13 protein-coding genes and 2 tRNA genes are annotated in these 11,312 nt (G+C 40.4%); 9 read left to right on the top strand and 6 right to left on the bottom strand.

What is annotated here, in order from left to right; translation table 11 throughout:
- Positions 1–160 precede the first annotated feature (160 nt).
- The 3 genes from H625_RS0112165 to H625_RS0112155 form a co-directional block, all read right to left on the bottom strand.
- Entirely contained in the window at positions 161–1,273 is a 1,113-nt protein-coding gene (locus H625_RS0112165) for a peptidylprolyl isomerase (RefSeq protein WP_026860166.1), read from the bottom strand.
- A gap of 108 nt (positions 1,274–1,381) precedes the next feature.
- Positions 1,382–1,765, bottom strand: coding sequence for a YtxH domain-containing protein (locus tag H625_RS0112160; protein WP_026860165.1), 384 nt, complete (start codon positions 1,763–1,765; stop codon positions 1,382–1,384).
- Positions 1,766–1,817: 52 nt separating this feature from the next.
- Positions 1,818–2,249 carry an HIT family protein gene (locus H625_RS0112155; RefSeq protein WP_026860164.1) on the bottom strand — a complete coding sequence of 144 codons (432 nt, stop codon included), beginning with the start codon at positions 2,247–2,249 and terminating at the stop codon, positions 1,818–1,820.
- Between the two features lie 89 nt (positions 2,250–2,338).
- On the opposite strand from H625_RS0112155, the gene H625_RS0112150 reads away from it, so the two are divergent.
- Entirely contained in the window at positions 2,339–3,079 is a 741-nt protein-coding gene (locus H625_RS0112150) for an ABC transporter ATP-binding protein (protein WP_026860163.1), read from the top strand.
- Positions 3,069–4,271: an ABC transporter permease gene (locus tag H625_RS0112145; RefSeq protein WP_026860162.1), complete on the top strand. Its 1,203-nt coding sequence runs from the start codon at positions 3,069–3,071 to the stop codon at positions 4,269–4,271. Before H625_RS0112150 ends, H625_RS0112145 begins: the two co-directional genes overlap by 11 nt.
- Here H625_RS0112145 and H625_RS0112140 read toward each other — a convergent pair.
- Positions 4,268–4,807, bottom strand: coding sequence for a hypothetical protein (locus H625_RS0112140; RefSeq protein WP_026860161.1), 540 nt, complete (start codon positions 4,805–4,807; stop codon positions 4,268–4,270). The genes H625_RS0112145 and H625_RS0112140 overlap by 4 nt on opposite strands.
- Before the next feature lie 174 nt (positions 4,808–4,981).
- On the opposite strand from H625_RS0112140, the gene hemE reads away from it, so the two are divergent.
- The 4 genes from hemE to lplA all read left to right on the top strand — a co-directional run bounded on the left by hemE (position 4,982) and on the right by lplA (position 9,387).
- On the top strand, positions 4,982–6,007 hold the full coding sequence (gene hemE / locus H625_RS0112135) for a uroporphyrinogen decarboxylase (RefSeq protein WP_026860160.1): 1,026 nt from the start codon (positions 4,982–4,984) through the stop codon (positions 6,005–6,007).
- A gap of 8 nt (positions 6,008–6,015) precedes the next feature.
- Positions 6,016–6,933: a ferrochelatase gene (hemH, locus tag H625_RS0112130; RefSeq protein ID WP_026860159.1), complete on the top strand. Its 918-nt coding sequence runs from the start codon at positions 6,016–6,018 to the stop codon at positions 6,931–6,933.
- Positions 6,934–6,950: 17 nt separating this feature from the next.
- Entirely contained in the window at positions 6,951–8,324 is a 1,374-nt protein-coding gene (gene hemY, locus H625_RS0112125; protein ID WP_026860158.1) for a protoporphyrinogen oxidase, read from the top strand.
- Between the two features lie 70 nt (positions 8,325–8,394).
- Complete coding sequence (lplA, locus tag H625_RS0112120) at positions 8,395–9,387, top strand: lipoate--protein ligase (RefSeq protein ID WP_026860157.1); 993 nt, start codon at positions 8,395–8,397, stop codon at positions 9,385–9,387.
- A 301-nt stretch (positions 9,388–9,688) separates the two neighbouring features.
- Here the strand turns inward: lplA and H625_RS0112115 are convergent, their stop codons facing one another.
- Positions 9,689–9,886, bottom strand: coding sequence for an IDEAL domain-containing protein (locus H625_RS0112115; RefSeq protein WP_026860156.1), 198 nt, complete (start codon positions 9,884–9,886; stop codon positions 9,689–9,691).
- Between the two features lie 210 nt (positions 9,887–10,096).
- Here H625_RS0112115 and H625_RS0112110 point away from each other — a divergent pair, with 210 nt between their 5' ends.
- From H625_RS0112110 to H625_RS0112100, 3 genes are all read left to right on the top strand, one after another.
- Complete coding sequence (locus H625_RS0112110; protein WP_026860155.1) at positions 10,097–10,690, top strand: competence protein ComK; 594 nt, start codon at positions 10,097–10,099, stop codon at positions 10,688–10,690.
- Positions 10,691–10,822: 132 nt separating this feature from the next.
- A tRNA-Asn gene (locus tag H625_RS0112105) sits at positions 10,823–10,897 on the top strand.
- Between the two features lie 3 nt (positions 10,898–10,900).
- Positions 10,901–10,989, top strand: a tRNA-Ser gene (locus H625_RS0112100).
- A 74-nt stretch (positions 10,990–11,063) separates the two neighbouring features.
- On the opposite strand, the gene H625_RS0112095 is transcribed toward H625_RS0112100, so the two are convergent.
- The coding region (locus H625_RS0112095; RefSeq protein ID WP_026860154.1) for a tyrosine-type recombinase/integrase at positions 11,064–11,312 on the bottom strand (249 nt) is incomplete at its 5' end.

Genomic DNA, 11,312 nt, shown 5'->3' with positions numbered 1-11,312 from the left:
ACAACAGGGACACGCCGTTGTAAACCGAGAGGGCTGGATTCACAACGGGGGAACGCCGTTGTAAACCGGGAGGGCTGGATTCACAACGGGGGAACGCCGTGGTATTTCAACAACAAAAAGACGCAAAGCCTATAGGCTTTGCGTCAATTCATATCAAATATTATTCAGCGTCTTCTTCAGTATCTGCTGATTCTTCTTCAGCATTCTCCTCAGTTGGAGCACCTTCAGATTCTTCTTCAGCTGCAGCGTCTTCCTGCTGCTGTGCATTTTCTAATGCTTCGTCAGCGTTAAGGAATGTTTCTTCAATGTACGTCTGAATTTCTTCGTTTTCAAATGCTACATTGTATTCTTCTAGGAGATCACGGTAGCCCTGCAGTGCCTGGCTTGGATCTTCCTGGATATTTTTGTTTACAATTTGTGTTTTAATTGTGCTTAATTCTTCTGCAGGTGTGTCTTCAAGAGTTACATCTTCATTAAGAATGATGTGGTAGCCGAATTGTGATTCGACCGGCTCTGAAATTTGTCCCGGCTCAAGTTCGAATAGTGCTGTTTCGAATTCTTCAACCATCTGTCCTTCACTTACATAACCGAGCTCGCCGTTTTGCTGTGCGCTTCCTGTATCGTCTGAGTGCTCAGCAGCAAGTTCACCAAAGTCTGCACCGTCATCAAGCTGTGCTTTTAAATCATTAGCTTCTGCTTTTGCTTCTTCTTTAGTCATTGCCGGTTCTTCTTCTTCACCTTCGGCGCCTGCAGCACTTTCTTCTGCATCTTCTTCAGCGAATGATACGAGTATGTGAGATGATTTTCTCACACTGTCGAATGCTTCTTCATCAGTGATTTCAAAGTAATCAGCAAAGTATAAATCATTTAGTGCATTGGATACACGCTGCTGTTTATATGTATCGACTGTCATTCCCGGCTGTGATTGCTGTAACATCATCGAGAAGTTTTCCTCGCCGCCGTATTGTTCAATTTCAGCATCGATTTGCTCATTGAGCTCATCCATATTTAGTTCTTCACTGTATTTATCAGTTAAAACTTTGTCCAATACTAATTGGAAAGTCTGGTTTGCAACCTGATTAGTACCAATCTGGTTCAGCACGTCGTCTGCAGTAATATCTCCTGCATCACTCGTAGCAAGAACACTGCCGAATTCTACATCTCCGCCTTCTTCTGTCGAAGCTGAATCCGTATTTTCTTCACCTTCATTGCTGCAGGCAGCAAGACTTACTAAACCTAATCCTATTATAAATGGTGCAAATTTCTTCTTCATTCGAAAATTCTCCCTCCGGTTCATATACAAGGCATAATATATCATATAAAAAGGACGGTGCACAAACTTAAACACACCGTCCATTGTAAATATTCTGTTTTTTAACTGTTAGTTGTTATCGCTGTCATCTTTTTCATCTTTACCTTGTACTTCCGACATCGCAGTATCAGCTTTATTCGAAATAATCTCAATATTCTCCTGCAGTCTCTCGACGTTCGGATTAATATCCGCCTGGAAGTTTGAAATCATCGATTTCACTTCGTCACCGAGAGTGGAGAAGACTTCACTTGATTCGTGTTTCGTTTTTAGAAAAGAGTTTTTAATTTCTTCTCCTTCGATTTTAAGCTGGTCCATCTGTGATTTTAAGTCATTTGAACCTGTTTTTAATGACTGCTGGAGTTCTTTACCTGATTTAGGTGCATTTAAAAAGGATATGAGCATGCCGCCTGTAATTCCGACTGCGAATCCTACACCGATATTTTTAAGTTTCATAAATTCATTCACATCCTTATCTCAAATATAATATACCCTGATTTAATCTTAATTATTCATTTAATTTATTTTTAATTGCCGCTTCAACATCCGAACGAATCTCCGCTGTGTTGCGATCATCTTCCACGCTGACCCATTTATAGCCGAAGCCATCGTGTTCTTCTTTGTAACGGGGAATAATATGGAAGTGAAGATGAAAAACTGACTGTGATGCGTAAGCACCGTTATTCTGAACTACGTTTAAGCCCGCAGGCTCAAATGCATCTTTGACTGCATTAGATACTTTCGTAATGACACTCATTACTTTCGCCCCTGTTTCTGCATCCAGGTCATAAATATTTTCAATCGGCTGTTTAGGAACGACTAACGTATGCCCCTTAACGATTGGGAAGGCATCCATAAATGCGATAACGTGGTCGTCTTCATACACAATATTGGCAGGTATTTCTCTGTCGATAATTTTTTCAAAAATTGTCTTGTTCATCTCATTATCCTCCATTAAAAACTTATGATATAGTTTTACTTAAGTATCAGTATACAAATAATTAGAATTATTTAAAAGGAAGTCAGATGATGGTCTTAGAAATTAATGAACTTACAGGCGGGTATTCGAAAGATCCCGTCATTCACGATATCTCTTTCAATATTAAAGCCGGTGAAATTATCGGGCTGATCGGTTTAAACGGAGCAGGTAAAAGTACGACGATTAAACATATTCTCGGGCTGCTCAGGCCGCACAGCGGAAACATTAAAGTAATGGACAAAACAATTGACTCAGACGTTGAAGCGTACCGCAGACATATGGGTTATATTCCGGAATCACCGATTCTTTACGAAGAACTGACACTCCGGGAACACATTAATATGACGGCGATGGCTTACGGGTTAACACCACAGGAAGTAGAGGCGAGAAAAGGACCGCTCTTAAAACGTTTCCGGCTCGATGATAAGGAAGATACATTTCCGAGCCACTTCTCAAAAGGAATGAAGCAGAAGGTTATGCTGATTTGTGCGTTTATCGTAGAACCGGAACTCTATATTATCGACGAGCCGTTCCTTGGTCTCGATCCGCTCGGCATCGAATCGTTAATTGAACTGATGATTTCTGAACGCGATAAAAACCGGTCGATTTTAATGAGTACACATATTCTTGCAACGGCGGAACGCTACTGTGACCGGTATATCATTATCGACCAGGGGCGTAAAATAGCAGACGGCACACTGGATGAGCTGCGAGAGCAGACAGGGCTGTCTGAAGGCACACTTGATGATGTATATATCCAGCTGACTGGCGGGAAACGTCATGAGCAGTAAACTGTTTAATACGCGCATGGAGGAAGACGTAAAAATACGGAGCTATTACGGCAAGTTTATTTTTAACAGTCACTTCCTCGTATTCTTAATGATTGCGGCCGGTGTGCTTCTGTATACGCTGCTCGGTTTAAGAGAGACACTCAGTCCAAGTCTGTATATCGACACGCTGTGTGCGCTCTTAATGGCGGCAGTATTGCTGCCGAAGTATCGTACACTCTTAAAAGAAGCGGATATGCTTTTCTTGCCGCCTTACGAAAAGAAAATGGCTGCTTATTTTAAGCGGGCGGATATTTACAGTCTGTCGCTCGGTCTTGCTGTGCCGGCAGCAGCATCTGTTGCTGTATTGATTCTCTTATCAATCGGTCACGATTTAACATCGATTTTACTGTTTTTTTTACTGGCAGTCTTATTGTATTTCAACGCCTTTAATATCAGACGCCTGTCGGTCAATACAGATTATACAAAATGGGCTGTCACTTCAGCTTTAATACTGCTTAACTTTATTTCGCTGATGCTGGTGCTCGTTAATCCGTTCTTTATGATTGCAGGGCTCTTCTTTATTATTATATTTACTGTAATTATGAAGAAGAGTTCATTTCAAACATTGTCATGGCTGAACTACGTGCAGTATGAAAAAGAAGCGCTGCAGCAGTATTATCAGACTGTCAGTATGTTTACGAATGTTAAACGTATCGACAAAGCATTTAAACGAAGACGTATTTTGGATGTCCTTCTCTGGGTGCCAAAAGCTGATAAGTTCAATAAAAAATATATGTACGAATATTTATTTTACCGTTCATTTATGCGAGACCACGATCTGCCGATGATTGTGCTTCGTATAATAGTATTATTCTTTATTATTATGTTCTGGATCGGCAACTTGTATGTATCGCTGATATTCAGTCTGTTCGGCATTTATTTAATCGTGCTGCAGATGTCTCAAATATATACAGCACAGGCATATCTTCTATGGCCAAAAGTATGGCCGGTATCCCGGACGTATATTCAGGACAGTTATATCAGATATTCGCATAAAATCGTCTTTGCTATTACGCTTATTTTTGCAGTTATGTTCACGGTGACGCATCCGGCGCAGTTTTTCTATGCACTGGCCTTCCCCTTGTGGGGCTATCTGTTAAACAGAGTATTATCAAAATCCATCTATAAAAAAGAAACAGAACTCAGCGATTAATCGCTGAGTTCTTCTTTTTCTTCTTCAGTATATTCATTGTCTTCGATATTGTAGTAAGTTTTCGATGATAAGTAGTCGCCGAACAACGATTCTTCATTGCGGAACTTCTTCAATGAATCAGATGTTAAATAGTTTTTATAGACATCGGTATGTTTAAAATCATTGTAAATACTCATGTCCGCCCATTTAATCAGCACGATGTAATTCTCATCGCGTGTGTTGACGCCGACTCTGTATGAGACAATGCCGTTAACTGCTCTTAATTCTTCAGAAAGATCGCTTAAATGTCCTCTTAAGGAATGCGTACCATCTCCTGCAGCAGGTATATAAAACATTGATAATGGGAGTGCTTCATCAAGCGAGCCCTGTTCATTCAGCACTTTATAAGTCATGTTAGTGGAGAAAATCGATTTTTCTTTATTATCTTCATAATATAAAATTGCTTCCGGACCTCTTGCACTGATCGATACATCAGGGTGTTTTTGCTGAAGGGAGGAGAGAAAATCAATCGTCCCGGTAGTTGCGTGTAAATACACTGTGCTTCACCTCTTGTTTAGTTATGTTAATCAGTATATACCTGAAACCATACAATGTTAAACAAATCTCAAATAGTACGTTTTTTTGACAACTTGCGTCTAATTAATAATTGTTCTAAAGAATGTGATAAAATGTGTAGATGTATGAACATATAAATATTAGGGGGTACCACTGTGTTTAATGATACACTCATTCGAGCAGCACGCGGAGAAAAGACAGAACATACACCAGTTTGGTTTATGAGACAGGTTGGGCGTTCGCAGCCGGAATATCTAAAAGTTAAAGAAAAATATTCTTTAATTGAAATTACAAAACAGCCTGAACTTACTGCTTATCTCACGGCTACACCTGTAGATAACTATAATGTCGATGCGGCAGTGCTTTATAAAGATATAATTACACCGCTGGCACCAATCGGTATTGATGTTGAAATCAAGTCCGGGGTAGGACCTGTAATACATAATCCTATCCGTACTGAACAAGACGTTGAAAATCTTGGAGAACTGGATCCGTTTAAGGATTTAGACTACGTCTACAAAGCAATACAGATTTTAACGCAGGAAAAATTAAATGTCCCGCTTATCGGATTCTGCGGTGCACCGTTTACAGTTGCAAGCTATATGATAGAAGGCGGACCATCTAAAAACTATCACCGTACGAAAACAATGATGTATTCGAACCCGAAATTGTGGTTCAAATTAATGGATAAGCTAGTTGAGACAAGCATTACTTACTTAACAGCACAAATTAAAGCAGGCGCAAGTGTCATTCAGATTTTTGACTCATGGGGCGGTGCGCTTAATAAAGCGGACTACAACTTCTATCTTGCACCTGGCATGAAAAAAATTATTAATGCGGTTAAAGCACAAAACGTACCGGTGATTATTTTCGGTATCGGCGCGAGCCATTTAGCAACTGAGTGGGATAAACTCGGCAGTGACGTGCTTGGACTCGACTGGAGAATGTCGATTACAGAAGCTCGTGATTTAGGTATTACGAAAGCATTGCAGGGTAACCTTGACCCGGCGTTATTATTATCGGACTGGTCAGTAATAGAAGAACGTGCAAAGAAAATCGTTGAAGAAGGAAACAGAACAGGACATATCTTCAACCTTGGCCACGGTGTCTTCCCTGAAGTAGATCCGGACGTTTTAAAACGACTGACAGAATTAGTACACACACACAGTAAAGGATTGTGATTTTGAAAATGGCAGAGAAAAAAGCACTATTAGTTATGGCATACGGTACACCGTATAAAGAATCGGATATTGAGCCTTACTACACACATATCAGACGTGGCAGAAAGCCAAGTGAAGAAGCACTGCAGGACTTAAAAGACCGCTATGAAGCAATCGGCGGAATTTCGCCCTTAGCAGATACTACAAAACGCCAGGCGGAAGCTCTGGTAAATGCTCTAAATGAACAAAGTGATGATGAGTTCGAACTGTTTATCGGTTTGAAGCATATTCACCCGTTTATCGAAGACACTGTTAAAGAAATCAGCGACGCCGGCATTAAAGAAATTTACAGCGTGGTGCTTGCACCGCATTATTCAAATTTCTCTGTCGGTTCATATAACAAACGTGCAGCTGAAGAAGCGGAGAAATACGGCATTACTGTTAAATCTGTAGAGTCATTCTTCGAACAGAAGCCGTTTATCGATTTCTGGGTGGATGCTCTTGAAACGACTTTCAAAGAAGAAATTCCTGCTGACGAAGCGGATAAAACTGCGATTGTTGTTAGCGCGCACAGTCTTCCTGAGAAGATTAAAGAACATAACGATCCATACCCGGGTCAGCTTGAGGCAACAAAAGATTTAATTCAAGCACGTTTTGACAGCGGTCATTACTTCATCGGCTGGCAGTCGGAAGGCAACACGCCGGATCCATGGCTTGGACCGGATGTTCAGGACTTAACACGTGAATTATATAAAGAACACGGCTTTAAACATTTCGTGTACATTCCGCTCGGCTTTGTATGCGAGCATTTAGAAGTGTTATACGATAACGACTACGAATGTAAAGTTGTGACTGACGAAATCGGTGCGGTCTACCACAGACCGAATATGCCGAATACAGATTCACGTTTCATTCAGGCTATGGTGAACGAATTAATTAAATTGTAATAAGCGAGGCGTTAAGAGTGAAAAGAGTAGCGATAGTAGGTGCAGGAATCACAGGATTGTCGGCAATGCATTATCTTTTAAAAGACGGAACAGACCTGACAGTCGATTTATACGAAGCGTCGGACCGCGCCGGCGGTAAAGTAAATACTCATATCCGTGACGGTTACACAATCGAACTCGGACCCGAGTCTTATTTAGCGCGTAAAGAAGTCATGACAGAGCTGGCTGAAGAAGTGGGGCTTGGTGACACACTGGTCCGCAACCAGACGGGGCAGGCGTATATCTATGCAAAAAATAAGTTGTCACCGGTGCCGAAGGGCACGATGCTCGGCGTACCTATGGAGCTGTCTCCGCTCTTAACTACCGATTTAGTGTCGTGGGCAGGGAAACTGCGTGCAGGACTGGATTTCTTTAAGCCTGCCATGCCGTTATATAAAGATATTTCGGTGGGGGAGTTTTTCCGTGCACGTTTCGGTAACGACCTACTTGAACATATGATTGAACCGCTCTTAGCCGGAGTATACGGTACAGATATCGATAAGCTCAGCTTAATGTCGACGTATCCGAACTTTAAAGAGACAGAAGAGGAACACGGCAGTCTGATGAAGGGCCTGATGGCAGAGAAGAAAAATAAGCCTGCGGCTCCGAAGACAAAAACCGGTGCTTTTCTGCAGTTCAAAAATGGACTGCAGTCGTTTATCGACCGATTGGTCAGTGAAAACGAAAAGCGCGGCGGACAGATTCACTTTAATTTTGATGTGACTGAGATTGAAAAAACTGCTGACGGCTACGAGCTGACGGCAGGCGGCGGAACGCATCATTATGATGAAGTCATCGTTACGACGCCTCACTTCCAGTACAAACGCTGGTTTAAAGATAAGGAATTTGAATACTTCAAGCATATGGAAGCAACAAGTGTTGCGACAGTTGTGATGGCATTTGATGCTGAACAGGTGAAAAATTCGATTGAAGGCACAGGTTTCGTAATCAGCCGCAACATGGACACATCGATTACTGCGTGTACGTGGACGAATAAGAAGTGGGAACACTCCACACCGGATGGTAAAGCGCTGCTGCGTGCTTATGTAGGCCGTCCCGGGGACTTTATCGTACATGAGAAATCAGACGAAGACATCGTCCGTCTGGCACGCGAGGATCTGGATAAAATCATGGAGCTGGACGGTGAACCTGAATTCACTATCGTTACGCGGATGATGAATGCGATGCCGAACTATTTTGTCGGACATAAGTATATCATCGATGATATTCAAAAATATGCTGCGGAAAATTATCCGGGACTGCACTTAATCGGTGCATCACAATACGCAGTCGGGCTTCCTGACTGTGTGCAGACTGCGAAAAACACTGCAGAAAAAATATTGAATAAGTAAAATATGATTTTAAGACCTGTTTCTATTATAATAGAGGCAGGTCTTATATTATGTAGCAGGGGGAAATACAATGAAGTTTATTTCAAACAATGACATCAAAGATCCGATGATTAATCTGGCGATGGAAGAATATATATTAAGAGAAATTCCAACGGATGACTCTTACTTTTTATTCTATGTAAACCAGCCGTCGATTATTATCGGTAAAAATCAGAATACAATTGAAGAAATTAACGAACCGTACATTAGAGAACACGGCATTAAAGTTGTGAGACGGGTGTCAGGCGGGGGCGCAGTATACCATGACGAAGGAAATTTGAACTTCAGTTTCATTACAGAAGACGACGGCGACAGCTTCCACAACTTTAAAAAATTCACGCAGCCGATCGTAGAATCATTAAAAGAAATGGGCGTAAACGCTGAACTGTCAGGACGCAACGACATTGAAATCGCAGGCGGCAAAAAAGTATCAGGAAACGCGATGTTCACACAGAAGGGGCGTATGTTCTCTCACGGTACACTGATGCTTGAAAGTGATATATCAGAAGTGCAGAATGCGCTGAAAGTGAATCCGAAGAAAATACAGTCAAAAGGAATTAAATCGGTCAGTGCACGAGTTGGGAATATTAACGACTATTTAGATGAGAAAATTGATATCGAAGAATTTAAAGAGAGAATTCTTGCAAAAATTTTCGGCGGACTTGAAAACGTTGAAGAATATAAACTGACAGACGACGACTGGGCGAAAATTAACCAGCTGTCTGAAGAAAAATACCAGACGTGGGCATGGAACTACGGCAAAAACCCTAAATACAACTACGACAACTCACATAAATTTGCTGCCGGTTTGCTAGACGTAAGACTGGAAGTCAAAAGCGGGCGTATCGAACATGCGAAAATCTTCGGCGACTTTTTCGGAGTCGGAGAAGTCGTGGATATTGAGAATCTGCTGATCGGTGTGGAGCATAACCGTGAGCACATTGAAGAAGCAATTAAAGATGTGGATATCAGCCACTATTTAGGACGTATTACGAGAGAAGAGTTCTTGGATTTGATATCATAAGAGTTTATTTTGGAAAGCCGGCGCTGAGGAGTGCCGGTTTTTTCGTGTTTGTGAGGGTGTGTGTGAGTTTGGTTGACGATGTCGATTTAACAAGGTAGTCCGGAAGCATTTGGTTGACGATGTTGATTTAACAAGGTAGTCCGGAAGCATTTGGATGACGATGTTGATTTAACAAGGTAGTCCGGAAGTGTTTGGATGACGATGTCGATTTAACAAGGTAGACCAATAGCGATATTACTGCACAGGCAAATAAAAAAAGCACAGCCGTAGCGGGGCTGTGCTCTTTCTATATGTACATCTATTACAATTCTTTTAGTAAAGCAGTGTACTTCATGAATTTCTCTTCGTTTTTCTCTATGAGTGATTCTTCTATTTTTGCTTCATATAATTCTACATTGAAATGGTGTATGGATTCTTGCAAAACAAGATCTGCTGATAAATCGTTAATTGTGTTGATGAAGCCTCTTAATTGATTTGCAGGATAAACTGGTCTACCCATAATAAATTACCCCTCTCGAAACTATCTTTAATCAGATTATATAATACATTCTCATTTAGGTCAATGATAATGAGAATCGAAGTTCTATGTATTCTGATAATTAACTTTTATATGCTGATTTTAAACAATAGGCAACATTTAACATTATTAGTTAACATTTTAAATATTCTGTGTTATATTGATTGTAATAATAAATACAAGGGGGAAAATATGAGCCGACAGCATTATATTATTAATGATGAAACGATGTACATTGTTGCTAAGTCACTCGGGCGTTATACTGAAAGTGTAATAGGGGAACTTTACGGGGAGCCTATAGAATGTCTTTCCATTCCTAATAAAATATTGGAACATAATTGTAAATATCATTTTCAGACTTACGCATCACGTAAAGACTTAACAAGAAGTTTATCTGGTATACGATCAAAGCATCCGATTATTTTAGATTTATTTGGTTCATATATATATTTCTGTACACACTCGGACCGTGTTAACGAAAACTGCTGGTTTAATTTAAGATATATTGACAGTTATTATGATTATAATGGCAATACAAAAGTTAAATTTGAAAATAATGAAGAGATGGAAGTTAATATTTCATACAGTTCATTTAACAATCAGTATTTAAATGCGGTGAAGCTGCACTATAAATTTAATCTGGCTAAAGAAAAAACTTACCGTAAGGATGAAACACCAAAACTCGCTTATGAACATCAGCATCAAGAAATGCAGTATATTAATGAAGCAGCGCGGGATACTTATTTAAAATACATGCGCGGGATTGATCAAATTAATAAAATCTAGTGAATATAATGAGTAAATGTTTAATTATTTATCAATGATGTAAATTTTACTTAACAATTATTAAGTTTGCTGTTGATTTAATTAACGTTCATTGCTATAATAAATCTTGTTCGATTGAAACATACATACTATTCCACAGTAGCTCAGTGGTAGAGCTATCGGCTGTTAACCGATCGGTCGTAGGTTCGAGTCCTACCTGTGGAGCCATATGGGGATGTACTCAAGTGGCTGAAGAGGTGCCCCTGCTAAGGGCATAGGTCGCATTGCGCGGCGCGAGAGTTCAAATCTCTCCATCTCCGCTAAACAAGGCTTAACCCTAGTGGTTGAGCCTTTTCTTTTTGTCTTGACCCCCGTTTGACCCCTTTCTGACCCCTTAAAGGTCTAAAATGGCATCTTTTTCTGTGCTCGGATACAAGTGACCATATATTTTTTCGATTGTAATTGATGAAGAATGTCCTAAGCGTTTTGCTAAAGTTTCGCGATCCATCCTTAACCGGTTAATACAATCAGAAGCATGTGAATGTCGAAACTCATGTGTCTTAATTCTTTTTAAATCTATTTCATCCATTATCTTATCGTACCTTTTCGGTATTGTACTTTCCCCATATGCTTTATAGAAATT

The organism is Jeotgalicoccus psychrophilus DSM 19085 (assembly GCF_000425845.1).
Taxonomy (GTDB): Bacteria; Bacillota; Bacilli; order Staphylococcales; family Salinicoccaceae; genus Jeotgalicoccus; species Jeotgalicoccus psychrophilus.
This window is presented reverse-complemented; position numbering and strand designations above follow the sequence as displayed.